The sequence below is a fragment of the Nocardia araoensis NBRC 100135 genome, assembly GCF_000308435.1.
Classification (GTDB): domain Bacteria; phylum Actinomycetota; class Actinomycetes; order Mycobacteriales; family Mycobacteriaceae; genus Nocardia; species Nocardia araoensis.
This window is the reverse complement of sequence record NZ_BAFR01000094.1, coordinates 1-24628: the sequence shown is the minus strand read 5'-3', so window position 1 is coordinate 24628 and position 24628 is coordinate 1. Positions and strand designations below refer to the sequence as shown.

The following is a 24628-nucleotide window of genomic DNA, read 5'->3' as shown; positions in this document are numbered from 1 at the left end:
CGAGCGCTATTCGGTCCAGAGCACCCAGGTACCGCTGCGGCCGCTGAGCTCGCACACCAGGGCGCGGCCGTCGGCGGTGCGTCCGGTCTTCGCCCCGGAGGCGTCGCACTTCGAACCCGCCTGCTGCACGGCGGTCGCGACGACGTGCGGGCCCGCCCACTGGTAGCCGCCGGAGGTGGTCAGACAGATCAGGGTGCCGCCGTCGGCGGCGCTGCCGATCTGGCCGAGCTGCGCCTCGGTGCACGACGAACCTTTCGTGACCGGCCCCTGCGGCGTCGCGGGCGTGGTGGTCACGGCAGGGCTCGGCGCCGCCGCCGTGGTCGTGGCCGCCGGACGCTCGACGGTCGTGGGCACCGATGCGACGGGCGTGGGCGCGATCACGGCCTGGCGGTTCATCGCGTCCGGCAGCCAGTTGCCCGTCAGCAGGACGAACCCGGCCACCGCGGTGACCTCGGCGACGCCGAGCAGCAGCGCGAACATCGCCATGACCCGGCCGCGCGGGTGACTGAAGGCGATGAAACCGAACACGATGGCGACCGGGAACAGCCCCAGCAGTGCCGCCACCAGCGCCACGATCGCGTACGGATTGACGATCGGCGGGATCTCCACCCGCAGGCGCCCGGTCCGGCGGCGCGTCGGCGGCTGCTCGGGCCAGCGCTCGTCCTCGTCGTCGGCCCAGCCGCCGTCGGGCTCCGGCTCCGACCAGCGATCCTCCGGCCGCGCCTGCGGCCAGCGATCCGTATCACGCCGTTCTGCCCGTGTCATTCAGGTCCCTCTCCACACCAAACACACCGTGCAGGAACCTCGGACTGCCCGGACCCGCCCCGATATACCGACACAGAATAGGGCGCGCGCGGCGAAAAGTTGATCCGAACTGTCCGGTATTTGTGATCGGGCCGTAATAACAAAAGTGTCGTAACTCTCGCGAATGTGTTAGCCGAGGCGCATGCTGGTCGACAGGCGACCCCTCTGACAGCGGCCTTTCCCCAGGAGGATCCATGTCCGATAAGACGACGTCGAGCGGCCGTGATACCCCCCACTGGCATGCCAGGGCCGGAGATTTGCTCGATGACAACTTCAACCTGCCGGGCATCGTGCTCTGCACGCTCGGCGTCGTCGCACTGGCCTGCACGCTGACCGCCGCCGGATACGGGTTCACCGGCTGGGCGGGCGTCGGGGTGGTCGTGACGGCGGCGCTGTGGATCACCGGCGTCGGCGCCCTGCTGGTCGAACATCACCGGGAGCAGGCGATCGAACTGAAGCACGGCCGCCACGGACACGGGCCGGGCGCGCTGCGACCGATTCGCTACAGCGGCGACCGGTGATCCGGGAAGCCGAGTCACTGCCTGCGATCGACCTTGGGCAGCGATTCGGTGACCAGCGTCAGCAACATGTCGCACAGCAGTTCGTGCACTTGCTCGCGGGTGAGCGTGCCGCGGGTGATCCATTCCCGGCCCGCGACCTTCACCAGTCCACCGTAGGCGCGCACCATCGCGCGCAGTTCGGCATCGTGTGCCGAATCGGCGAGGCCGACCATCAGCAGCAGGCGCTCGGCCGCCGCGTCGTCGGCCGCGTCGAGGATCTGCTGCACCTCGGGATCGTCGCCGACGCCCTCGTGGCTGGTCACTTTCACCCAGGTGTTGCCGTGTTCGGCGATGGTGTCCAGCAGCCAGCGAACGCTGGCCTCCACCCGCTCGCGCCAACTGCCGGTGGGCACGACCATGTTGTCGAGCTTGGGCAGCGTCACCATCCGCCGCACCACCGCGAGGTAGAGGTCGCGCTTGTTGCCGAAATAGTGGTTGATCAGGCCGCGCGCGACGCCGGCGCGCTGCGCCAGTTCGGCGGTGGAGACGGCCGCGTACGGACGCTCGCCGAACATGTCGATCGCACAGGCGAGGATCTGCGCGCGCCGCTCGTCGGGTCCGAGCCTGCGGCGGCGCGGTAGCGCCGGGTCCGCGCCACCGTCCGCGGCCGCACTCCTGGTGTCAGAGAGACCGGGCAATGAGATCCTTCATCACCTCGTTGCTGCCCGCGAGGATGCGCAGGACGCGGGCGCCGGTGTAGAGCTGGGAAATCGGATACTCCGTCATGTAGCCGTAGCCGCCGAACAGTTGCAGGCAGCGGTCAACCACGATACCGAGCTGATCGGTCAGCCAGTACTTCGACATGGCAGCGCTGGGAATATCGAGTTCACCGCGCAGGTGTTTGCCGATGCAGTCGTCGAGGAAGACGCGCGAGACCTTGGCGATGGTCGCGCACTCGGCGAGTTCGAACTTGGTGTTCTGCATCGCGAACAGCGGTTTGCCGAACGCTTCGCGGCCCTTGGTGTAGTCGACGGTGAGCTGCACGGCCTGCTCCATCATCGCGACCGCGATGATCGCCGTGACCAGGCGTTCCTGCGCGAGCATCTGCATCATCTGGTAGAAGCCCTGGCCCTCGGCGGCGCCGAGCAGGTTGGACGCGGGCACCCGAAGGCCGTCGAAGAACAGCTCGGCGGTGTCCTGGGCCTTGCCGCCGATCTTGTTCAGGATGCGCCCGCGCTTGAAGCCGGGTGTGTCGTCGCCGACTTCGGCGAAGATCAGCGAGACACCGGCCGCGCCCTTGGTCGGGTCGGTCTTGGCGGCGATGATGATGCCGTCGCAGAGCCAGCCGTTGGTGATGAAGATCTTCGAGCCGGTGATGACGTACTCGTCGCCCTCCCGTACCGCACGGGTCTTGATGTTCTGCAGGTCCGATCCGGTGCCCGGCTCGGTCATGCCGATGGACAGCAGGATCTCGCCGCTCGCGGCCTTGGGCAGCACGCGCCGCTTGAGCTCCTCGGAGCCGAACTCGTACAGGTACGGCGCGATGATCGAGCTGTGCACGGGGATGCCCATCGATCCGTCTCCGGCGCGCGCCTGCTCCTCGATGATCGCGGCCTCGTGCGCGAACGTGCCACCGCCGCCACCGTATTCGGCGGGAATCGCGGGACACAGCAGGCCGAGTTCACCCGCCCGGTTGTACAGCGCGCGATCGGGGTGCCCCTGAGCGACGTATTTCTCCTCATGGGGCACGACCTCCTTCTCGAAGAAGGTCTTCGCCAGGTCTCGTACCGCCTCGACCTCGTCGTCACTCCATGCCGCGCGCGCCATCGCTCGATCCTTTGCTAGCTCCGATCCGGCCCCGTCGCCGGTTTCCGCCCCAGATTCCCGAACTATTGGCGAGTTGTCAACAAGGGGTCCGCATCGTTGTCACGGCCGTCCGGAGACGAATCCGCCCACCCGGACGACGAGGCGGGAGCCGCCGCCGCGACACCGGCGGTGAGCTGTGCCATATTCGGGCGTTTCATCTTTCCCTTCCGGGGTCAATCCTTCGTACTGTCCGTATCGGAATTACTGACGTTGGGCACGACGGCGACGTGCCATCGGATCGGTAGCCGGCAGCGAATGAGGTAAGGACATGACCGAACTGCTCGACACCACCGAAACGCCCCGACCCGACCGCACCTGGACGGTCGACCGGGACGGCGCCGAACTCGCCGTCTTCGAATGGGGCGACGCCGCCGCGGAGCCCTTGGTGCTGGTGCACGGCCTCACCGACACCCATCGGGTGTGGTCCACGGTCGCGGCCCTGCTGGCCGACGGCTTCCGGGTCATCACCTATGACGTGCGCGGCCATGGCGATTCGTCCGTTCCCGCCACACTGCCGGAGTATCGCCTCGGCACGCTGGCGGAGGACTTCTTCGCGGTGATCGACGCCGCCAGCCCGCGCAGGCCGGTGCACACGTGCGGCCACGGCTGGGGCGCGGTGCAGCTGTGGGAAGCGGTCTGCGACGAGCGGGCCAACACCCGCATCGCCTCGTTCACCGCGATCGCCGGACCGAACCTCGATCATCTCGGCCTGTGGCTGCGCGCCCTCGCGCCGCTCGCCGGCCGGGAACTCCGCGACCTGGGCTGGTGGTTGCACGGTGCGCGCTGGGCGCTGACGCCCGGTCCGATGGCTCGCAGGCTCTACCCGCCGCGAGTGCGCGGACTGCTCGTGCGCGGGCTCGGCGGGTTCTCGCCACTCCCGGCGCGGATCGCCCGCACCTGGCGCGGCGATCTGCTGGCGGGCGCGCGCATCGCGCAGGCGAATCTGCTGCACCACTTGGGCAAGCCGCGGGTGCGGCGGACCGCGGTTCCGGTTCAGCTGCTGGTCGACACCACCGACCCGTTCGTCCCGGCCGCGGTCTACGACGCCTCCGCGCGCTGGGTGGACAAGCTGTGGCGCCGCGCCGTCCCGGCGAATCACTGGCTGCCGATCACCGAGCCGTTGCTGGTCGCCGAGGCGATCGCCAACTTCGTCGACGACCTGCGCGCCGACCGCGCGGCGATCACCCCGCGCAGCAGCTGACCACGACGTACCGGCCGGGGTGCGGGCGACCGGGTCGGCGGGTTTGCGACAATGGGCCGGTCGCCTGCCCAGCTCGATGAAGGATGTCCCCAGCCGCGATGGCCGAAAGCATGATCGATCCCGAGGATCTCGCGACCTGTCTTCGGGTCCTGGAGCAGGCCGGAACGCTGGAGAAGGATCATCCCGACTCGGTGACGGTGCAGCGCGCGGTCGGGCACATGTTCAAGAAGCTCAAGCAGCGGCGCCGCTCCGACGCGCGCGCGGCGGTGTCCGAGGCCGATCGCGCGGTGGTCGCCGCGACCGCGACCGGCTCGCCGAACCGGATCGATGACGAGACCGCGGGGATCCCGATCAGCTCGAGCACCACCGGAGCCAGCGCGGGCACCCTGATCCGCCCGCGTCCCTGCTACATCTGCAAGCAGCGCTACACCCGGGTCGACGCCTTCTACCACCAGCTGTGCCCGGAGTGCGCGGCGCGCGGCCACGCCAAACGGGACGCTCGTACCGATCTGGCCGGGCGGCGGGCACTGCTCACCGGCGGTCGCGCCAAGATCGGCATGTACATCGCGCTGCGACTGCTGCGCGACGGCGCGCACACCACCATCACCACCCGCTTTCCCAACGACGCCATCCGGCGTTTCGCCGCGATGGACGACAGCGCCGACTGGTTGCACCGGTTGCGCATCGTCGGCATCGATCTGCGCGATCCGGCCCAGGTGGTCGCCCTGGCCGACGACGTCGCCGCCCAGGGCCCGCTGGACATCCTGATCAACAACGCCGCGCAGACGGTGCGCCGCTCCCCCGGCGCCTACAGCGCCCTGGTCGAGGCGGAGTCGGGACCGCTGCCCGCGGGCGCGCTGCCGGAGGTGGTCAGCTTCGGCAAGACCATGCAGGCGCACCCGACCGCGCTGACCGCCTCGCTCACCCCGGCGCTGACCGCCGCCGATGTCGCCGAGCTGGCCTTGGTCGCCGGATCTGCGACGCCGGAACGGATCGCGCGCGGCGTGGCGATCGACGCGGGTGGCCTGGTGCCCGACCTGGCGCACACCAACAGCTGGGTGCAGACCGTCGCGGAGGTGGATCCGACCGAACTGCTGGAAGTGCAGCTGTGCAACTCGGTCGCGCCGTTCATCCTGGTCTCGCGGCTGCGCCCGGCGATGGCCGCCGCCGCGGCGCGCCGCAAGTACGTCGTGAACGTCTCCGCCATGGAAGGGCAGTTCTCCCGCGCGTACAAGGGCCCGGGACACCCGCACACCAATATGGCCAAGGCGGCGCTGAACATGCTGACCCGCACCAGCGCCAGGGAGATGTTCGAGCAGGACGGCATTCTGATGACCGCGGTCGACACCGGCTGGATCACCGACGAGCGCCCGCACTACACCAAGCTCCGCCTCGCCGAGGAAGGCTTCCACGCCCCGCTGGACCTGGTCGACGGCGCGGCGCGGGTCTACGACCCCATCGTGCAGGGTGAGAACGGCACCGATCTGTTCGGCTGTTTCCTCAAGGACTATCAACCCTCCCCGTGGTAGCCGCAGGCGCGGGACCCGCCGCGCGGCGGAAGGTTACGCTGGAGGCGTGCTCTACCGGCTGTTGGCCGACGCCACCGCCGTCACGCATTTCGCCTTCGTGGCCTACGTGGTGGTCGGCGGGTTCCTCGCGTGGCGCTTCGTGCGCACGATCTGGCTGCACGCGCTCGCGGTCTGCTGGGGGTTCAGCACGATCGTGTTCGGGTTCGACTGCCCGCTCACGTATTCGGAGAACTGGGCGCGCGAGCGCGCCGGGGAGCAGCGGCTGCCGTCGAGCGGATTCATCGATCACTATCTCACCGGTGTGATCTACCCCGAGAGCGCGCTCGGATTGGTGCGGGCACTCGTGGCCGCGCTGGTGGTGGCGTCCTGGATCGGTTACGCGTGGGCGCTGCACCGACGGGCCGCCCCGGCCACCCGGGTGCACGCACCGCACTGACCGTGTTCAATCGCCGAGGTGGCGCTGCACGAAATCCGCGACCTGCGCACCGTGCTCGTCCAGGTAGAAATGCCCGCCGGGGAACGTCGCGCGGTCGAATCCGCCGCTGGTGTGCGCTCGCCATTCGTCGGCCTGTTCGGGTCGCATCGTGGGGTCCTCGGTGCTGACCAGCGCCGCGATGTCCGCGCGCAGCGGTTCGCCCGGCTGATAGCGATAGGTCTCGACCGCTCGGTAGTCCGCGCGCACGGCGGGCAGCACGAGTTCGGCGAGGCCCGGCTCGGCACGCAGCATCTCCAGCGGAGCGGGATCCGAGGCCAGCCGCACCAACTCGTCGATGAGTGCGTCGTCGGAGGCCAGGTGCAGCCGCTGCGTCTCCTCGAATGTCGGTGCGGGACGGCCGGATACGAACAGGGTGGCCACCGGCTGCCCGGCGCGCTCCAGCCTGCGGGCGGTCTCGAACGCGACGGTCGCGCCCATGCTGTGCCCGAACAAGGACAGCGGCGCGATCTCGCCCCGCGCGAGCACCTCGCGCGCGATCCGGTCCGCCAGTGCGGCCAGGTCGGTGATCAGGTCCTCGCCCAACCGGTCCTGCCGCCCGGGATACTGCACCGCGAAGACCGCGACACCGGGCCCGAACCGCTGTGCGAGGTCACGGAATGCCGTGGCCGAGCCGCCGCCCGGCGGGAAGCACAGCAGGTGATGCCGCACGACCGCCTCGGATCGCAGCGTCCGCAACCAGTCCGAATCGGTGATACCGCCTGCCACGTTGGATCTCCCTTCTCCTGCGCCGGTCTCGCCGCGCGGCCGGACCAGACCACGGTAGTCGCCCTCGGCCGCCGGACCGGGTCGAAGCCTCGAGGTGACCCCAGGCCGCCGGATCAATACGACCGCGTGATCGGCGCGCCGCGGCCCGCGCCCGCCGGGCTGACGGTGCGATCGGAGCGGACTTCGATCAGGGTTGGAAGGTCTGCAGATGGTCCACGGTGACGAAAGCGCTCTGCGGGCTCGCCGCGAGCACCGCCGCCCGCAGGGTCTCCAGGCCGCCCCAGTCGCGAGCGGGTTCGGTGAGTGGATGATCGAAGTCGTCCCAATGGGTGGGCAGCACGTAGCGCGGGTTGCCGGTGGCCCGCAGCAGGCGTCCGACGTAATCCTGGATCTTGCCGCCTCCTGCGGGTAGCAGCAGCACGTCCGGGCGCAATCCCGCCAGTTCCGACTCGATGTAGTTCGAGCCGCCGAAGTTCAGCACGCCGACGCCGCCGCCGCTCACCTGATAGGCGAGCGTGCCGCCCTCGACCAGATCGCGGATCACCTTGGGCTCCGGCAGTTCTTTCGTGCCGAAGCCAGGACGGGTGCCCGCGAACGCCACCGTGGCACGCGGCCCGGAAGCGGAGTGCAGGGAACGCAGCACCCGGATGGTGTAACCGTCGAAACGGAGGAACTCGCCGCCCGTCGCCAGGGCGAGCTGCTGCTCCGGAGCGCCGAGCGCGGCCATCAGGTTCAGGTGCGTCTCGGTGCCGAGCACCGTCGCTCCGGTCTTCTTCGCCAGGTACGGCACGTCGCTGATGTGGTCGTAGTGGCCGTGGGTGACCAGGATATGGTCGGCGCGCAGTTCACCGCTGTCGACGTAGTGGTCGATCAGCGCGGTGTTCACGGTGATCGGTGTCCGCGGGTCCGCGCCCTCGGCGGTGTAGGTTCCGGTATGGAACCTGGTCAGCCAGGGGTCGATGAGCACGGTCTTGCCTTCCGGCAGGCGGATCTCCCAGCTGTTGTTGCCCCACCACCGCAGCGTCACACCACTGGGCGAGCCCTGCGCGGAGACCGATGATGTCGCACCGTTGTCGGCGGAATCCGTTGTCGCGCAAGCAACCAACCCCGCCAGCGCGGCCGCGCCCGCGGTCGCGCCGAGAAATTCACGCCGTCCGAAAGCTGTCATGCGGGCACCACACCACATGCGCGGCGGCCGTGTCCAAGACCCGACCCAGTGCTCGGTGATATCGGAAACGATATCGTCGCAGCGTGGACCAGCTGCGCCAACTCCGGTACTTCGTCGCCGTCGCCGAAGAATTGCATTTCGGGCGGGCCGCCGAGCGGCTGGGCATCGCCCAGCCGCCGCTGAGCCAGCGCATCCGCCGCCTCGAGGCCGACCTCGGCGCGCGCCTGTTCGACCGCGACAGCCGCCGCGTCGAACTCACCGAAGCCGGGCAGATCCTGCTCGCGGAGTCGCGCGATCTGCTCGCCCGCTGGGAGCGGACGCGAACGCTGGTCGGGAAGGCGCATCGGGGCGAGATCGACGCCGTGCGGATCGGGGTGCCGCCCGAGTTGGCCGGGCGGGTGCTCGCCGCACTGCTCACCGCGTTCGAGGCCAGCGACGTCCGGGTCGATCTGCAGGAACTGACCACCGCCGAGCAGGTCCGGCTGCTCGCCGACCGGCAGCTCGACGCCGGGGTGCTGCAACACCCGGTCGACACCGTCGGCCTGGAACTCGGTCCGGTGGTGGAGACACCGCTCGGCGTGGTACTTCCCCGCGATTCGCCGCTGGCCGCGCGGTCGGCACTGGAACTGGCCGATCTCGCCGGGCACGGCTTGGTGATCTTCCCGCGCGCCGCCGCGCCCGGGCTCTACGACGCGACGCTGCGCCGCTGCTGGGAGCACGGGTTCCGCCCGGCGTCGGTGCAGCACGCGCGCAATCCGGAATTCGTCCTCGGGATGGTGCTCTCGGGGCGGGGTGTGGCCTTCGACCAGGGCATGGTGGCGCAGAAGGAACCCCGCGTGGTCTGGCGGCCGCTACCGGAGGGAACGCTCGGTCATCGGTTGTCGCTGGCCTGGCCGGTGGGCGTGGCGCATCCGCTGGTGGGCGAGCTGGCCGAGCTGGTGGTCACGGTGCTGCAAGGCGACGGCGCGTCGCGGCCGAGCACGGCCGCGGACCTGCCGCAACGGCCGTGGAACGTCGTCTACGGCCCACCGTGAACGATCCGGCCGATGGCCTCGACCGCGGCGGCGCCGATGGCGCGATCCACCTCGGGCAACCGCTGCACCAAGGTCGTCGCACGGGTGAAAATCGCTACGGCGCAGCGCTTTCCGTCCGGGTACTCGACGACGCCGATCTCGTTGCGCACACCGGGCAGCGTCCCCGTCTTGGCCCAGACCTGCACCTCCGGCGGAAAGGCGGCGGCGAGCCGATACCAGTTCACCTGCTGGCGCATCAGGTCACGGACCCACCGGCACGCCTCCGGTGCGCCCGCCTGATCCCGGGCGATCAGGGTGAGCAGCCGCACCATCTCCCGCGGGGTGCTCGCGGTGGTGCGCCGCGGGTCCAGCGCGCGCGTGCGCAGCACCTGCTCGGCGTCGAGCGCGGGAAACCGGCGGGCGAACTCGGCCGCGTCCGCCGCGCCGATGTCCTCGGCCATGGACTGCACAACGGTGCGCGGCGGACCGACCACGCGGGTGGCGGTGAGACCGAGTTCGCGCAGCAGCGAGCGCACGTTGTCCAGCCCCACCCGGTCGAACAGCAGGTCCGCCGCGGTGTTGTCGCTGACGGTGAGCGCGAAGTACGCCGCGTCGCGCAGGCTGAACTCGACGTCGTCGGCGCAACCCGCGGTGCCGACGCCGCCGAGCCGATCCGCCGCCCGCGCCCGCACCCGGTCGGCGGGGTCCAACTGCCCCGCCGCCACTTGCCTGGCGAACTCCAGGACCAGCGGCACCTTCACCACCGAGGCGAGCACCACCGGTTCATCCGCGCGGATGCCCGCCTCGGCGCCGCAGTCGATACACCGGGCGTGTACCCACCCTTCGACGCCGACGGTTCGAAAAATCTCCTGCACCGATGCAGCATCCCCGTCCGCGGTGGCGGCTACGGCGCCGGGGGGCGTGCCGGACGGCTCAGGCTTCGTCGGGGGTGGCCCGCGCGAGCCGCTGTTCGAGTTCGGCGATCCGCTGCCGATAGTCGGCCAATTCCGTGAGGCGAGAGGTTATTTCGTCGGTCAGCTGAGCGATCCGGCCGAGGTAGCGGTGCGCGGGGCGGTCGGCCCAGTAGGCGCCGGCGCGGCCGTACTCCACCGCACGATCGACGTCGCTGGTGGCGACTCCCGCCGCGACCGCGTCCGTCCGCGCGGCCGCGAGCGCCGCCTCGAGTTGCTCCACGCGCAATCGCATCGCCTGGTCGTGACCCGCGGTCCCGAGTGCCGCGCGCTCGGCGGCGAGGTCCTGGATCTCCCGCAGGTACCCGGCGTTCTGGGCATCCTGCACGGCCATCAGCTCGTAGTCGAGCGTGATCGGCGCGCGGCGCACCCGGTCCGGCAGCAGAGCCGTGCGCGGCCGCAGGTCGATGCCGAAGACCGGGACCCGTTCCCGGGAGGATGAATTCGGTTTCTTCCTGATCGCGGGCACCGTGTATTCCGCACTTCCGGCGTAGACATCCGTCATCGTCGATCGACCTCACCTACGGCCACCGCGCGGCAGTTCGGTGCGGCCGGCCATGCTCTGCCCCTCTGCCCGCGCGCGACGGGCAGGTCATCGGATCGGCGCGGCGTCCCCGCGCCGGCTGCTGCGGTGCAGCATGCGGACATCCTGGCCGATACGTCCGGATTCGGCGTCCGCCACTATCCTCACTGGCGAGAAGTCCACTCGGACAGCCTTTTTCGTACGGCGCAGGCCGCGAAACCGGACCGGCACACCACCGCGCGGGGCATCGGGAGCATCCTGAGGACGCCGCCGGCTCGTCAGCATTTCATCCGCAATCTCGGCATCGTCCTTGCGCGATCGGGCGCTCGACGTTCGAGCGCACCGATGAGGTCCACCCGGGGCGGGCGCGCCATCCGGTCGACGACCGCACCGCGGCATCGAGGCGCCACGCGCCCGCGCGCGTGCCGTGCCGGTCTCGAAAGCGAATCACCGCAGGTCGCAGCACAGAACGGCGACGCGGCGCGGAAACCGCGGTCCGCACGCGCCACGACCGCGGCGACCACGGCACCCGAGTCCACCGGACCGGCAACTAGGCTGAAGCGAGTGAACACGCACGCACGGCTCGTCCAGGACTACGAGGCCGGTATCGGTGTCACCGCCTCGCGCATCTCCCCCGCGCCCGACCCGGGCAGCAATCTCGCCGCCACATTACCGGTCTGGGCCCTTGCCGCCGGTTCGGTCGCGGCGCTCACCACCGCCGCGAACCGCATGCGAGCCGCACGCGGTCTGGACCCGGTGGCGCATCGCATCGACCCGTCCCGCATCACCGCGGCCTTCTCCAGCGAGCGTCTGCTACGCGTCGGCGGCCGGTTGCCGACACAATTCGCCGACCTCTCCGGCTTCTTCCCCACCTTCGACGGATGGGTTCGCACGCACGCCAACTATCCGCATCACCGGGCGCGGCTGCTCGCCACACTCGGCCTGCCCGAGTCCGCGCCCGTCGACCTCGCCGTCGCCCAGATGGCCATGATCCGCGCCTCCGACCTGGAGGACCAGGCGGCCGCACACGGCGCCATTGCCGTTCGCGTCCGCACCGAGGACGAATGGACCACCAGCCAGGAGGGACAGGCCGCGGCAGCGGGCCCCTTGGTCGCGATCGACTCACGCGCCGACCGTGGCGAAGCCGGATTGCCGGCGGGCGCCGCACCTCTGCAGCCGCTGCGCGGGTTGCGTGTGCTCGATCTGACCAGGGTCATCGCGGGCCCGGTCGCCACACGGGCGCTGGCCTTGCTCGGCGCCGACGTCTTGCGGGTCGACCCGCCGCAACTGCCCGAGATCCCCTGGCAATTCGCCGACACCGGTCAGGGCAAGCGCTCGACATTGGTCGATCTGCGCACCAGGGGCATCGATGATCTCATCGCCGCCGCGGACGTGCTGATCACCGGATACCGGCCGGGCGCGCTGGAGCGCGCCGGGGTGCGGGCAGCAGCCCGTCCCGGGCTGATCCACGGGCGGGTGTCCGCCTGGGGTGAAACCGGCCCGTGGGGTGAGCGGCGCGGCTTCGACAGCATCGTGCAGGCCGCATCCGGCATCTCGATCCTGGAGGGCGCGCCCTCCGTACCCGGGGCCCTGCCCGCACAGGCACTCGACCACGCGTCGGGCTATCTGCTCGCGGCCGGTGTGATCGACGCCTTGGTCGCGCGCGCGGGCGACGGCGTCGGCCGGGACGTGCGAGTGGCGCTGGCCCGCACCGCGTCCTGGCTGCTCGACGCGCCGGATCGCACACCGCGCCATGCCGGTGCCGCGGCGCCGAGCGCGGCGCATGCGGTCAGGCACGGGCAGGTCGTCACCGCGCTGCCCGTGCTCGCCGAATACCCGGACTACGCCTGGCCCGCGCCCGCCTACGGCGCGGATCACCCCGCGTGGCCCCTGCCGACGCACTGACCCCGCTGGGGCGCCGCGAAATTCGTTCAGCGGCGCCCCGAATCGCGGCACTCGAAGCGGTCACGGTGCCGCGCTCGCGCCCCATTCCCGCCGCCGAGCCGTCGAGCGAGCGACTAACCCTGGGTCCCTACGAGTGCGGCGACCGCCTGCGCAAGGCGGTCGCCGTCCGGGAGGTTCGCCTCCGGGGCGATGGTCTGCAGCACGCCCAGGCCCTGGACGAGCACGAAATACAGTTCGGCGATCGCCTCGGCTTGCTCTCGGCTCAGCCGAGGGTGTGTCTCTCGCAGCGCGTCCGCCATTTCCCGGTAGGCCCCGGGCAGAGCCTGCGCGTAGAACTTCTGCGACTCCGGCGAGCGGGCGACGCGGACCAGGTTCTCCATGCTCGCGAGCATGCTGTCGTGATTCTCGGTGAACACCGCGGGCATGCCGTTCCACATCGTGGCGAACGCCGTCAGCAGCTCGACGCCGCTGCCCTCGCGAATCTTCTGCTCCATGCTGTCGCCGATCGCGGTGCCCAAGGAGTCGGCCAGTGCCTCGGTGATCAACTGGTCCTTGGAGCCGAAGTGGTATCCGATCGCGGCCAGGCTCACCCCGGCCGCGGAGGCGATGTCGCGGGCGGTCGCCTTGGCGACGCCCCGCTCGATGATGACTTTTCGTGCTCCCGCCAGCAGATCCTCGCGATTTCCCATGAACCGAGACTACAGCGTCTCAGACATATGTACTAGACGTACGTTCTATCGCCTGCGATCTCGGAGCTATCGAGCCCTCGGCGTCGCCCCGGCACCCCGGCTCGCTAGTCTCGTCCCGTGCGGCAGAAGATCATCCTGGACGTCGACACCGGCATCGACGACTCGCTCGCGCTGCTGTACCTGCTCGGCTCGCCCGAGGCCGAGATCATCGGCATCGCCGCCACCGCGGGCAACGTTCCGGCGGCGCAGGTGGCCGCGAACAATCTGGCCTGGCTCGACGTCTGCCACGCGCCGGACATCGAAGTGGCGCTCGGCGCCGCCGAACCACTCGCGATCCCGCTGCGCACCACCGAGGACACGCACGGACCCCAGGGCATCGGGTACGCCGAACTCCCCCCGTCGGCTCGCCGTCTCTCGCCGCGATCGGCCGCGCGGATGTGGGCCGATCTGGTGCGCGCGCATCCCGGCGAGATCGTCGGCCTGTGCACCGGGCCGCTGACCAACCTCGCGCTCGCCCTGCGGATCGAACCCGAGCTGCCGCTGTTGCTGAACCGCCTGGTGATCATGGGCGGCGCGTTCAACCACCCGGGCAACACGACACCGACCAACGAGTGGAACGTGCACGTCGACCCCGAAGCCGCCAAGGAGGTCTTCGACGCGTTCGCCGCGGCCCCCGCGCAACGTAGGCCGATCGTGTGCGCGCTCGACATCACCGAGACCATCGAGATGCGGCCCGAGCACCTGGTCCGCCTAGCCGAGCGCGCGAAGAGCTATCCGGTGGAGGTCGTCTCGCCCGCCGATCCGCCCGAGGCCCGTTCGGCGGCGAGCAATCCGATCGTCCGGTACGTCACCGATGCCGTGCGGTTCTACTTCGACTTCCACCACGGCTACGACTTGGGCTACCTGGCCCACATGCACGATCCGTTCGCGGCCGCGGTGGCGCTGGACCCGGCGCTGGCCCGCACCCGCCCGGCGACGGTGGACGTGGAACTGGCGGGCACCATCACTCGCGCGACCACGGTCGCCGACTGGACGGGCATGTGGGGCCGGGAACCCAACGCCGAGATCGTGATCGGCACCGACCAGGAGCTGTTCTTCGAGCGACTGATCGCGCGGGTCGGCGACCTCGCGTGCACGGTGCATCCGCCCGCGACGCAGGAGGTCCGATGAGCGACGCCGACGAGACGACGTACCTGTCCGTATTCCACGACCGGCTCGGGCTGCCCGGAATCATCGATGTCCATACGCATTTCATGCCCGACCAGGTCCTGCGGAAGGTGTGGGCGTACTTCGACTCGGCGGGCCCGCTGATCGGCCGCACCTGGCCGATCACCTACCGCGCCGACGAGCAGGTCCGCTTGAAGACGCTGCGGGACTTCGGTGTCCGCGCGTTCACCGCTCTCGTGTACCCCCACAAGCCGGATATGGCCGCGTGGCTGAACGAATGGACCGCCGATTTCGAGGCGCGCACACCCGATTGCCTGCACACCGCCACGTTCTTTCCCGAACCGCAGGCGGCGAGCTATGTGCGGGAGGCTGTCGAGCGCGGCGCTCGCGTCTTCAAAGCGCACGTCCAGGTCGGCGGCTACCATCCCGGCGACCCGCTGCTGGACCCGGTATGGGGCCTGCTGGAGGACGCGCGCGTCCCGATCGTCATCCATTGCGGTTCCGGCCCCGCTCCCGGAACGCACACCGGGCCGGAGCCGATCGCCGGTGTGCTGCGGCGCTTTCCGCGCCTGCGACTGATCGTCGCGCACATGGGCACGCCGGAGTACTCCGAATTCCTCGATCTGGCCGAGGTCTACGCGGACCTGCGGCTGGACACCACGATGGTCTGGACCGACTTCTCCGAGGCCGACGCCCCGTTTCCGGTGCACGAACACGGCAGGCTGCGAGCCTTCGCCGACCGCATCCTGTTCGGTAGCGACTTTCCCAATATCCCGCATTCCTATGCTCATTCGATCGAGGCGCTCGAACGGCTCGATCTCGGTGACGACTGGTTGCGCCAGGTCTGCTATCGCAACGCGGCGGCGCTGTTCGGCCTCGAATGACCTTCGGGTCGCCATGACCGTGAGCCGCTGGGCCGTGCGGGCATCAGCCCGACCGCACCTGCCCGCAGCGGTCGTCACCTACGGCGTCCGGAACGGCCGAAGAACACGCTCTGCCTCGGCAGCAGCGGTCGGCGGCGGCTGCCGTCGAATGCCCGGCGTCGCCGGTGTGTTCGAATATCGGACGTGATCTCCAAGTCGATCCTGGTCGTCGTCCAGCTACTGGCCTGGCTTGCCGCACTGGCCGGGTGCGTGGGGATCGCACTGCACTTCAGTGGCTCGCAGTCTCGGATGTTGGTCTTGGCGGCTTCGGGTGCGCCGTATCTGATGGGTTCCGCCGTGCTGGGGGCGGTGGCGTTCGTCGCCATGCGGCAGTGGAGCGGTGCGGCAGTCGCGATCGTCGTCGTCGCCGTCGCGGCGTGGACGCAAGCGCCGCTGTATGTCGGACGCTCCGGCGACGCGGACGGGCACACCCTGACGGTGATGCAAGCCAATCTCCTTTTCGACGGAGCCGATCCCCGGACGCTGGTCGACGAGGTGCGCGCACGCAACGTCGCCGTGCTCACCGTGAACGAACTCACGCCGACGGCAGTCGACGACCTCGGCCGCGCGGGACTGGACCGGATCTTGCCGTACCGCTTCGTCTCACCGGGCAGAACCGCGACCGGGACGGGAATATGGAGCAGCTACCCCCTGACGGAAACCGTGGAGTACGACGGGTTCGTGCTGAATCAGCTGTCGGCGACCGCCGACGTTCCCGGGCTCGGTCCGGTCGCGGTGTACGCCTTCCATCCGGTCCCACCGGTGTACGGCACCCGGGTCTGGGCCGACGAATTGTCCCGCCTGCGAGCGATTCTCGACCGATCGCCTGCCGATCGACCGGTGATCGCGGGCGGCGATTTCAACGCGACCTACGACCATCGGCAGTTCCGCGCGATGCTGTCCGGCCGCTTCGGCGATGCCGCCGAGCAGGCGGGCGCCGGACATCTGGTCACCTATCCGACCGACAAGCGGTGGCCTCCGCTGGTCGGCATCGACCACATTCTCATCGCCGGCGGTAGCGCGGTCGCGGCGGAGACCGTGGGGCTCCCCGGCGCGGACCATCGCGCCTTGGTGGCGCGGATTCAACTGAACGGCCGTTGACCCTCGTCGCGGCACGCCGGAACGGGGTCCTGGCGGGTCAGCGGCCGTCGAAGGCGTTCAGCAGTTCCTCGGCCGCGAGCGCGGCCGTGAGGGTGCCGTCGCGGACCTGCTTTTCCACCTGCGCCCGAATGGCTTTCACGTCCGGGTTGTCCGCCAGCCTGCGCAGCAGCTGATCGTGGACCATGGTCCAGGTCCAGTCCACCTGCTGGCGACGGCGCTTCTCGGCGAACTCCCCCGCGTCGGTGAGCACCCGACGATGTTCCAGCACCGTGTCCCAGAACCGGTCCAGGCCGATGCCCTCCAAACCGCTCATGGTCAGCACCGGCGGCCGCCACAGCGCGTCGTGCGGGTGGATCAGCCGCAGCGCGCCCGCCAGTTCCCGGGCGGCGGACCTGGCCTCGACCTCGTGTTTGCCGTCGGCCTTGTTCACCGCGACCAGGTCGGCGAGTTCGAGCACGCCCTTCTTGATGCCTTGCAGCTGATCGCCGGTCCTGGCCAGGGTGAGGAAGCAGAACACGTCGACCATGTTCGCGACGGTGACCTCCGACTGGCCCACCCCGACGGTCTCCACCAGGATCACGTCGTATCCGGCCGCCTCGAGCAGCACGATTGTCTCGCGCGTCGCCTTGGCGACGCCGCCGAGCGTGCCCGCCGTCGGCGAGGGCCTGATATAGGCGTCCCGCTGCACCGACAGCCGCGCCATCCTGGTCTTGTCACCGAGGATGGAACCGCCGGTCCTGGTCGAGGACGGGTCGACCGCGAGCACCGCGACCCGGTGCCCCCGCTCGATCAGATACATCCCGAGCGCGTCGATGAAAGTCGACTTGCCGACACCGGGAACGCCGGTGATGCCGACTCGGTTGGACGGCGCGCCCCCCGCACCCGCCTCCGGCGTCACCTTCAACAGCAGTTGCTGCGCCAGCGCGCGATGATCGGCCCTGGTGGACTCCACCAACGTGATCGCCCGCGCCAGAGCGGCCCGCTCGTTCGCGCGAACCGCCGCGGCGAGGGCATCGACGTCGATCACCCGGCGCCCGGCCACCGCCGGGGTGTCGCGCGCCGGGGAACCCGCTTCGCTCATTCCGTCGCGGCGGAATCCGCGGCGCCGCTGCCGAGGTCGTGACCGAGTTCGGCGCCGAGCTTCTTCAGCAGGTCGATCGCCGCGTCCGCGATCACCGTGCCGGGCGGGAAGATCGCCGCCGCGCCCGCCTGATAGAGCTCGGCGAAGTCACCGGGCGGGATGACGCCGCCGACGATGACCATGATGTCGGGTCGCCCGACATCGGCCAGTGCCTGCCGCAGGGCGGGCACCAGCGTGAGGTGGCCCGCCGCCAGCGACGACACACCGACGACGTGCACGTCGTTGTCGGCCGCCTGCTGCGCCACCTCTTCCGGGGTCTGGAACAGCGGGCCCACGTCGACGTCGAAGCCGAGGTCGGCGAAGGCCGTGGCGATCACCTTCTGTCCCCGGTCGTGGCCGTCCTGACCCATCTTCGCGACGAGAATGCGCGGCCTGCGGCCCTCGGCCTCGGCGAACTCCTCGACCAGCTCGCTCGCCTTGGTGATGTTGGTGACCTTCCCTGCCTCGTCGCGGTACACACCGGAGAGCGTACGGATCTCCGCCTGGTGGCGGCCGTACACCTGCTCCAGCGCATCGGAGATCTCACCGACGGTGGCCTTGGCCCGCGCGGCATCGATGGCCAGCGCGAGCAGGTTGTTCGCCATGCCGCCCTCGGAAGAGGCCGCGGCGCGGGTCAACTCGGCCAGCGCCCGCCGCACCGCGTCGGGGTCGCGCTCGGCGCGCAGGCGTTGCAGCTTCTCGATCTGCTCGGCGCGCACCCGCGAGTTCTCGACCTTGAGGACCTCGACCTGCTGGTCCTCTTCGACCTGGTACTTGTTGACACCGATCACCGGCTGCTGGCCGGTGTCGATGCGGGCCTGGGTGCGCGCGGCGGCTTCCTCGATGCGCAGCTTCGGGATGCCCTCGCCGATCGCCTGCGCCATGCCGCCGTGCGCCTCGACTTCCGCGATGTGCGCGCGGGCGCGGTTGGCCAGCTGGTGGGTGAGCCACTCGACGTAGTACGAGCCGCCCCACGGGTCGATCGGGCGAGTGGTGTTGGACTCCTGCTGGATCAGCAGCTGGGTGTTGCGGGCGATGCGGGCGGAGAAGTCCGTCGGCAGCGCCAGCGCCTCGTCGAGCGCGTTGGTGTGCAGCGACTGGGTGTGGCCCTGGGTGGCGGCCATCGCCTCGATGCAGGTGCGCGCCACGTTGTTGTAGGCGTCCTGCGCGGTGAGCGACCAGCCGGAGGTCTGCGAATGAGTGCGCAGCGACAGCGATTTCGCGCTCTTCGGGTTGAACTTCGCGACCAGCTCGCTCCACAGCAGGCGACCGGCGCGCAGCTTGGCGACCTCCATGAAGAAGTTCATGCCGATGGCCCAGAAGAACGACAGCCGCGGCGCGAACTTGTCGACCTCCATGCCCGCGTCGATGCCCGCCCGGATGTACTCGACACCGTCGGCGAGAGTGTAGGCCAGCTCCAGGTCGGCGGTCGCACCCGCTTCCTGGATGTGGTAGCCGGAGATGGAGATCGAGTTGAACTTCGGCATCTTCGCGCTGGTGTAGGCGAAGATGTCGGAGATGATCCGCATCGAGGGCTTCGGCGGGTAGATGTAGGTGTTGCGGACCATGAACTCTTTCAGAATGTCGTTCTGAATGGTTCCGGCCAGCTGCTCGGGCGCGACGCCCTGCTCCTCGGCGGCCACGACGTACAGCGCCAGGATCGGCAGCACCGCGCCGTTCATCGTCATCGAGACGCTGACCTGGTCCAGCGGGATGTGGTCGAACAGCTGGCGCATGTCCAGAATCGAGTCGATGGCGACGCCCGCCATGCCGACGTCACCCTGTACCCGGGGGTGATCGGAGTCGTACCCGCGGTGGGTCGCCAGGTCGAACGCGACCGACAGACCCTTCTGACCCGCCTGGAGGTTGCGCCGGTAGAAGGCGTTGGAGTCCGCGGCGGTGGAGAAACCCGCGTACTGGCGGATGGTCCACGGCTGGTTGACGTACATCGTGGGGTACGGTCCGCGCACGAACGGCGCGACGCCGGGCACGCTGTCGAGCGGATATCCCTCGGCCGCGATGGCGTCCCGGTCGGCCTTGGTGAACACCGGCGGCACGTCGATGCCTTCGGGCGTCGACCACACCAGCTGCTCGGGGGCGTACTCGTTGGCAGCCGCGGCCGCGCGCACGTACTCCGTCACCTGCGCCGCGTCGACCGCGGCGGGCTCCGGCGCGCCCTCGGCCAGCGGCACGTCGGCGAAACTGCCGATCACATGCTTGATCTCACGAGTAGTCATCAGGCTCCCACCTTCTCCAGCAGGCCGGACAGCGCGGCGACGGCGTCGATGCGCGCGGCGAGGAATCCGTCCGGGCGCTGCGTGTCGTCCAAGTCGGCGACGGCCTTCGCCGCGCCGGCCAGCAGCACCGTGGGCACGCCGGCGGCACGTAGTTCCTGCACCGCCGCACCGGCTTCGGATCCGTACCGCGTATCCGAGCCGCACAGCACGGCGATCGGCGCCCCCGCTTCGGTGGCCGCCGCGGCGATGCCGTCCACCGTGAGCGGCCCGGGATTGATCGACTCGATACCGCCCGAGGCCAGCAGGTTCGCGATGAAGGTGACCCGCACGTTGTGCTCGGCCACCGAACCGAGCGGCACCAGCAGCGCTTTCGGCCGCGCGCCGTGCGCGGCGAGGTAGGCGTCGGAGCGGTTGCGCAACTGCTCGAACGCGGCGCCGTAGCGGGCCACCCGGCCCGCCTCCCGCGCCGCCTCCGACAGCGGCTGCTCGGCCAGGTTCGGGAATTCGTTCACGCCGGTGACGGCGGTCCTGCGGTGGGCGACATCGGTGTCGCGAGCGGTCCTGGTCTCGGCGACGCGCTCGGCGAGCAGTCCGGACTCCAGCGCGGCGAGGTAGCCACCGGCCGCCTCGATCTCCTGGAGGAACTCCCACGCCTTCGCCGCCAGCGCGGCGGTGAAGTCCTCGACGTACCAGGAGCCCGCACCGGGGTCGAGCACGTGGCCGAGGTGCGATTCCTCGAGCAGCAGCAGCTGGGTGTTGCGGGCCATGCGTTCGGCGAACGACTTCGAAACGCCGAGCTCACCGGGCGGCAGGGCGGAGTCGAACGGCAGCACGGTGACCGTGTCGGCGCCGCCGATGCCCGCGCCGAACGCGGCGAGCGTGGTGCGCAGCATGTTCACCCAGGGATCGCGCTGACTCATCATGGTGGCGGAGGTGACCGCGTGCTGGGGCGCGCCGCCGAAATCCGGTGCGCCGCAGACCTGCGCGACTCGCGCCCACAGCTGCCTGGCGGCACGGAACTTCGCGATGGTGGCGAACTGATCGTCGGTGGCGGCGAACCGGAACTCCAGTTGTTCCAGCGCGTCGGCGATGTCGAGACTTTCCGTCAGCGACCGGAGGTAGGCCAGGCCCGCGGCGACGGCCGCGCCCAGTTCCTGGGCGTCGGAGGCGCCGGCATCGTGGAAGACGGTGCCGTCCACGGTGATCGCGCGCACCGTCTCCGGCCGCTGCGCCGCCCGGCCTGCGAGCGCGCCGACCTCGGCGGGACCGATGTCGGGGAGGCCGGCGAAGCGGCTGGTCAAGGGCGCGGCGCCGAGGTTGATCCGAATGTCTTCGCGCGTGGCCGCGGTGTAGCCGTCGAGCACCGCGAACACCTGCGCGGCCGCGTCGGCGACGTCGGCGCCCGCGTCCAGCGTGAGGGGGGCCAGTTCGAACAGCAGGCCGGTCAAGGCGGTCGGCAGATCCGCCACCGGGACGCCGCGCTCGCCGGCGCCGAGCCAGATCGCGCTGATCCCGTTCTCCAGTGCGGCCAGGATCTCGCGGTTCGCCGCCGCGGCGTCGGACCGGGCGAATCGCGCGCTGACGAACCAGCCCCGGTGCACGTCGCGGGTGGCGTCCCGACCGCGAACGAAGGGGAAGGTTCCCGGCAGGGGCTGCTCCGGCAACTCGTCGCGCCGGGTGTAGAGCGGAGCGACGGTCAATCCGTCATAGGTGGTCTCGTCGAGCAGCCGCTCGGGCTCCTCGGGAAGTTCGCTGACATCGACGCGGCGAGCCTTCGCCAGCACCCCCGCAACGCCCTTGCGCCATGCGCCGTATTCGGGCACCGGGTCGGCCCCGGGATCTGAAGCAATCGGCATAGCTTGCTGTTCCTCTTCCTCACCACGGGCACACCGCCAGTGCGCGCCCGAACCCTCACATTCGCCCAGCTCAGCGACTACTTCGGTTAACGGGCATTCGTCCCGCTCCTCCTGATGCTAGCGGGCGTATTCCCAGCCGGTTGATCCTGCCCGCCACTACCAACCGGTAACCTGTCGCCCGTGACGGAGCGCAGCACCGACGGGCACGACACAGCCGAGCGCCGGCGCGGCGCGGTCGTGGCCAGGCTGATCCGCGACCCGCGGGTCGTCGCGCTGATCGTCGGCGCGGTGGCGCTGTTCGGCGCCGCGCTGCTGGTTCCGCTGCCGTCGCCCCGCCAGGTGCAGGACTGGGCGACCTCCGTCGGCCCGGTCTTCCCACTGCTGTTCTTCCTGGTCCACGCCCTGGTGACGGTGGCGCCGATCCCGCGCACGGTATTCACCGTCAGCGCCGGGCTGCTGTTCGGCCCGCTGTTGGGCATCACGCTGGCGGTGGGCGCGACGACCGTCAGCGCGGCGCTGGCGATCCTGCTCATCCGCGCGCTCGACCGCAATCAGGTCGCGGCCCGGCTCACCCATCCCGCGGTGCGCGCGATCGACGAACGTCTCGCGCGACGGGGCTGGCTGGCGGTCGGCTCATTGCGGCTCATCGCGGCGGTGCCGTTCTCGGTGATCAACTACTGCTGCGGATTGTCCTCGATTCGGTTCTGGCCCTACCTGATCGCCACGGTGCTCGGCGTGCTGCCCGGCACGATCGGCACCGTCATCCTCGGCGACGCGCTCACCGGGACGACCCATCCGGCGATGCTCGCGCTGTCCGGCGTCTGCCTCGCGGTCGGCTCGGTCGGTCTGGTCGTCGACGCGCGATGGAAGACGGCGGTTCCCGCACCGGTCGACACCGCCGAGCCCGTCCCGGCCGCCGACTAGCGCGCTGCCGATTCCGCCGGTACGGCGATCCCGCCTACACGGGCCCGTTGCGGACCGCGGCGGGCAGTCGCACCTCGCCACCTCGGCGTACAGCTGCCGCTGAATGTCATGGACATTAGTCACTTTCGCCCGCGCCGAGTTCAGCGCCGGATCACCGCGGCGCAGGCCGTGCTACCGCCGGCGACCGCCACGATTCACACCTGCCCGCGGTTCAATAGAAATGCACCATACCGAAAATCGAGACAAAAGAGATATCGGGGACAGCCCTTTCGTTTTCGACTCTTGTCCGAATCGGCCGCTCACTCGGGATGACAGCGTCACCCGCCGAATCGAGCTGTCGCCTTACTGTTCGGGCGGTATAGCGCCGCGCGAACCTCCACCGAGGAACCAACGCGCCCCGGTTATCAGAGTCGTCAATTCGGCAATTATTTCTCACCCGTTTGGGTGTACGCAAACGAACCGGTCGGCTTAGACTGATTCCGGTCGGGGTCTGGAGGCTAGGTGATGACCGTTCCGCGACCGCAGTTCGACCCCAACCCGAGTTCGAACGCCGTACCGGACGTGTCGCCACCAGAGCCTGTACCGCTGTCTGCTGGGCAGCGGGGGCTGTGGCTGGCGCAACGACTGAGTCCGGACGTTCCGATATGTGAGGCGCAGTACGTCGAGTTCCACGGGGACCCGAATCGCGAACTCCTGCGTCAGATGATCATTCGAGCGGGCCACGAGTTCCAGTCGGGATATATGCGCCTGGTAGAGGTCGACGGAAATCCGCATCAACTTTTCGACACGTCGCTGCATTCGAGGGGGCCGATACTCGATATGCGGGCCGAACCGGATCCCATGGCGGCGGCCTTGCGGTGGATGCGCGAGGAATACACCGCGCCACTGGATATGACTCGAGACCGGTTGTTCGCATCGGCGCTTCTGCAGGTCGGGGATCGACATTACCTGCTGTACAGCAGATCCCACCACGTCGCGGTGGACGGCTATGCCGCGATGACAATGCAGAACCGGCTCGCGGAGTTGTACACCGCCGCCGTAGAGGGCAGGCCACCGGAGCCGAACCGGGCGGCGGACCTGCGCACTCTGTACGAGGCCGACCGCGCTTATCGGGAGTCGAAGCGGTTCGCCGACGACGAGGCCTACTGGGTGGACAAACTCGCGGGCGTCGGCGACGAGGAATCCAGCCTGGCCACCCGCTACGCGCCGCCGCGCGCGGACAGCGTGGTCGCGATCGCCGACCTGCCGACGGAGCTGGTGGAGCGGATCGCGGAGTCCGCGAAAGCGCAGGAAGCCAGCCCGGCCGCGGTGGTGATCGCCGCGTTCGGATGTTATCTGGCGCGGATGACCGGCCGAGACGAGGTGCTCGTCGATGTTCCCGTCTCGGGCCGGACCACGGCCGTGCTGCGCCGGTCCGGCGGGGTGTTCGTCAACCTCGCGCCGCTTCCGCTGACACTCGGCGCGGGGGACACGGTGGCGACGCTGGTACGGCGGGTGCAGTCGGACTTGGTCGGCGCGCTGCGGCACCAGCGGTGCGGCCTCGCCGACATTCGCGCCGCCACCGGATCCCGGTGGCAGCGGCGGTTCGCGGGCCCGATGGTGAACGTGATGTTCTTCCCGCAGAAGGTCCGCTTCGGCGATATGACCGGGGAATTCCACATCCTCAGCTCAGGGCCGGTCGAGGATCTGCTGGTCAACCTGTATCAGACCGGAGAACCGTCCCGGACGATCCTGCACTTCCTGGCCAATCCCGACCGCTACACCGAGGCCGAACTCTCCGCGCACCACAGCAAGTTCATCGAGTTCCTCGACGCGTTCGCCGCCGCCGCGCCCGGCACCGACCTCGGGCGGATCCATCCCGCCACCGCTCGCGAAGCCGCCCGGATCCGCAGCCGCCGCGAGAACCTGGCGTTCTGGCGGGAAACTCTCG

At 69.9% G+C, this 24628-nt stretch carries 22 protein-coding genes; 11 read left to right on the top strand and 11 right to left on the bottom strand.

The features are described from left to right. Positions 1-6 precede the first annotated feature (6 nt). A complete protein-coding gene (locus tag ON21_RS12015; RefSeq protein ID WP_039797907.1) occupies positions 7-765 on the bottom strand; it encodes a DUF4190 domain-containing protein in 759 nt (252 codons plus the stop codon). A gap of 233 nt (positions 766-998) precedes the next feature. Here ON21_RS12015 and ON21_RS12010 point away from each other — a divergent pair, with 233 nt between their 5' ends. Then, a complete protein-coding gene (locus ON21_RS12010) occupies positions 999-1325 on the top strand; it encodes a hypothetical protein (protein WP_039797906.1) in 327 nt (108 codons plus the stop codon). Between the two features lie 14 nt (positions 1326-1339). On the opposite strand, the gene ON21_RS12005 is transcribed toward ON21_RS12010, so the two are convergent. Together ON21_RS12005 and ON21_RS12000 are read right to left on the bottom strand one after the other, a co-directional pair. Then, on the bottom strand, positions 1340-2002 hold the full coding sequence (locus ON21_RS12005; RefSeq protein WP_039797905.1) for a TetR/AcrR family transcriptional regulator: 663 nt from the start codon (positions 2000-2002) through the stop codon (positions 1340-1342). Further along, entirely contained in the window at positions 1986-3131 is a 1146-nt protein-coding gene (locus ON21_RS12000) for an acyl-CoA dehydrogenase family protein (protein WP_039797904.1), read from the bottom strand. Before ON21_RS12000 ends, ON21_RS12005 begins: the two co-directional genes overlap by 17 nt. Positions 3132-3438: 307 nt before the next feature. Between ON21_RS12000 and ON21_RS11995 the strand changes: the two genes are divergently transcribed. From ON21_RS11995 to ON21_RS11985, 3 genes are all read left to right on the top strand, one after another. Beyond that, positions 3439-4371, top strand: coding sequence for an alpha/beta fold hydrolase (locus tag ON21_RS11995; protein ID WP_039797903.1), 933 nt, complete (start codon positions 3439-3441; stop codon positions 4369-4371). 98 nt (positions 4372-4469) lie between these two features. Further along, positions 4470-5900, top strand: a complete 1431-nt coding sequence (locus ON21_RS11990) for an SDR family NAD(P)-dependent oxidoreductase (protein WP_039797902.1) — start codon at positions 4470-4472, stop codon at positions 5898-5900. Positions 5901-5946: 46 nt separating this feature from the next. Next, positions 5947-6336: a DUF2784 domain-containing protein gene (locus ON21_RS11985; protein WP_039797901.1), complete on the top strand. Its 390-nt coding sequence runs from the start codon at positions 5947-5949 to the stop codon at positions 6334-6336. Positions 6337-6342: 6 nt separating this feature from the next. On the opposite strand, the gene ON21_RS11980 is transcribed toward ON21_RS11985, so the two are convergent. Next, positions 6343-7101 (bottom strand): thioesterase II family protein, encoded by a 759-nt coding sequence (locus tag ON21_RS11980; protein WP_039797900.1) that lies wholly within the window; start codon positions 7099-7101, stop codon positions 6343-6345. Positions 7102-7288: 187 nt separating this feature from the next. Beyond that, positions 7289-8269 (bottom strand): MBL fold metallo-hydrolase, encoded by a 981-nt coding sequence (locus ON21_RS11975; protein ID WP_039797899.1) that lies wholly within the window; start codon positions 8267-8269, stop codon positions 7289-7291. A gap of 83 nt (positions 8270-8352) precedes the next feature. On the opposite strand from ON21_RS11975, the gene ON21_RS11970 reads away from it, so the two are divergent. Beyond that, on the top strand, positions 8353-9303 hold the full coding sequence (locus tag ON21_RS11970) for a LysR substrate-binding domain-containing protein (RefSeq protein ID WP_039797898.1): 951 nt from the start codon (positions 8353-8355) through the stop codon (positions 9301-9303). On the opposite strand, the gene ON21_RS11965 is transcribed toward ON21_RS11970, so the two are convergent. After that, positions 9288-10157, bottom strand: coding sequence for a serine hydrolase (locus ON21_RS11965; protein ID WP_039797897.1), 870 nt, complete (start codon positions 10155-10157; stop codon positions 9288-9290). The two genes, ON21_RS11970 and ON21_RS11965, sit on opposite strands and share 16 nt — an antisense overlap. Before the next feature lie 58 nt (positions 10158-10215). Further along, positions 10216-10758: a hypothetical protein gene (locus ON21_RS11960; RefSeq protein ID WP_039797896.1), complete on the bottom strand. Its 543-nt coding sequence runs from the start codon at positions 10756-10758 to the stop codon at positions 10216-10218. 582 nt (positions 10759-11340) lie between these two features. Here ON21_RS11960 and ON21_RS11955 point away from each other — a divergent pair. Continuing rightward, positions 11341-12681, top strand: a complete 1341-nt coding sequence (locus ON21_RS11955; RefSeq protein WP_083880569.1) for a CoA transferase — start codon at positions 11341-11343, stop codon at positions 12679-12681. 113 nt (positions 12682-12794) lie between these two features. On the opposite strand, the gene ON21_RS11950 is transcribed toward ON21_RS11955, so the two are convergent. Further along, entirely contained in the window at positions 12795-13370 is a 576-nt protein-coding gene (locus ON21_RS11950; RefSeq protein ID WP_039797895.1) for a TetR/AcrR family transcriptional regulator, read from the bottom strand. Positions 13371-13487: 117 nt separating this feature from the next. On the opposite strand from ON21_RS11950, the gene ON21_RS11945 reads away from it, so the two are divergent. The 3 genes from ON21_RS11945 to ON21_RS11935 all read left to right on the top strand — a co-directional run bounded on the left by ON21_RS11945 (position 13488) and on the right by ON21_RS11935 (position 16561). Beyond that, a complete protein-coding gene (locus ON21_RS11945; protein WP_039797894.1) occupies positions 13488-14540 on the top strand; it encodes a nucleoside hydrolase in 1053 nt (350 codons plus the stop codon). Beyond that, the gene (locus ON21_RS11940; RefSeq protein WP_039797933.1) at positions 14537-15421 is read left to right on the top strand and encodes an amidohydrolase family protein; all 885 of its coding nucleotides are present in this window, start codon (positions 14537-14539) and stop codon (positions 15419-15421) included. Before ON21_RS11945 ends, ON21_RS11940 begins: the two co-directional genes overlap by 4 nt. 183 nt (positions 15422-15604) lie before the next feature. Then, complete coding sequence (locus tag ON21_RS11935) at positions 15605-16561, top strand: endonuclease/exonuclease/phosphatase family protein (protein ID WP_039797893.1); 957 nt, start codon at positions 15605-15607, stop codon at positions 16559-16561. Between the two features lie 37 nt (positions 16562-16598). On the opposite strand, the gene meaB is transcribed toward ON21_RS11935, so the two are convergent. The 3 genes from meaB to ON21_RS11920 are packed head-to-tail and all read right to left on the bottom strand — an operon-like array spanning position 16599 to position 21774. Then, entirely contained in the window at positions 16599-17642 is a 1044-nt protein-coding gene (meaB, locus tag ON21_RS11930) for a methylmalonyl Co-A mutase-associated GTPase MeaB (RefSeq protein WP_051020709.1), read from the bottom strand. Next, entirely contained in the window at positions 17639-19918 is a 2280-nt protein-coding gene (gene scpA, locus ON21_RS11925; RefSeq protein ID WP_039797892.1) for a methylmalonyl-CoA mutase, read from the bottom strand. The genes meaB and scpA overlap by 4 nt, the downstream gene beginning before the upstream one ends. After that, entirely contained in the window at positions 19918-21774 is a 1857-nt protein-coding gene (locus ON21_RS11920; protein WP_039797891.1) for a methylmalonyl-CoA mutase family protein, read from the bottom strand. Before ON21_RS11920 ends, scpA begins: the two co-directional genes overlap by 1 nt. Positions 21775-22011: 237 nt before the next feature. On the opposite strand from ON21_RS11920, the gene ON21_RS11915 reads away from it, so the two are divergent. After that, positions 22012-22698 carry a TVP38/TMEM64 family protein gene (locus ON21_RS11915; RefSeq protein ID WP_039797931.1) on the top strand — a complete coding sequence of 229 codons (687 nt, stop codon included), beginning with the start codon at positions 22012-22014 and terminating at the stop codon, positions 22696-22698. A 504-nt stretch (positions 22699-23202) separates the two neighbouring features. Continuing rightward, positions 23203-24628: condensation domain-containing protein (locus tag ON21_RS11910; protein ID WP_157170804.1), on the top strand; the 1426-nt coding region annotated here is incomplete at its 3' end.

Excerpts from the sequence above, each read along its gene's own strand:
- ON21_RS11950 (WP_039797895.1), bottom strand. The coding sequence starts at position 13,370 with ATGGGAAATCGCGAGGATCTGCTGGCGGGAGCACGAAAAGTCATCATC.
- ON21_RS12015 (WP_039797907.1), bottom strand. The coding sequence starts at position 765 with ATGACACGGGCAGAACGGCGTGATACGGATCGCTGGCCGCAGGCGCGG.
- ON21_RS11960 (WP_039797896.1), bottom strand. The coding sequence starts at position 10,758 with ATGACGGATGTCTACGCCGGAAGTGCGGAATACACGGTGCCCGCGATC.
- ON21_RS11940 (WP_039797933.1), top strand. The coding sequence starts at position 14,537 with ATGAGCGACGCCGACGAGACGACGTACCTGTCCGTATTCCACGACCGG.
- ON21_RS11920 (WP_039797891.1), bottom strand. The coding sequence starts at position 21,774 with ATGCCGATTGCTTCAGATCCCGGGGCCGACCCGGTGCCCGAATACGGC.
- meaB (WP_051020709.1), bottom strand. The coding sequence starts at position 17,642 with ATGAGCGAAGCGGGTTCCCCGGCGCGCGACACCCCGGCGGTGGCCGGG.
- scpA (WP_039797892.1), bottom strand. The coding sequence starts at position 19,918 with ATGACTACTCGTGAGATCAAGCATGTGATCGGCAGTTTCGCCGACGTG.
- ON21_RS12000 (WP_039797904.1), bottom strand. The coding sequence starts at position 3,131 with ATGGCGCGCGCGGCATGGAGTGACGACGAGGTCGAGGCGGTACGAGAC.
- ON21_RS11995 (WP_039797903.1), top strand. The coding sequence starts at position 3,439 with ATGACCGAACTGCTCGACACCACCGAAACGCCCCGACCCGACCGCACC.
- ON21_RS11975 (WP_039797899.1), bottom strand. The coding sequence starts at position 8,269 with ATGACAGCTTTCGGACGGCGTGAATTTCTCGGCGCGACCGCGGGCGCG.
- ON21_RS12010 (WP_039797906.1), top strand. The coding sequence starts at position 999 with ATGTCCGATAAGACGACGTCGAGCGGCCGTGATACCCCCCACTGGCAT.
- ON21_RS11990 (WP_039797902.1), top strand. The coding sequence starts at position 4,470 with ATGGCCGAAAGCATGATCGATCCCGAGGATCTCGCGACCTGTCTTCGG.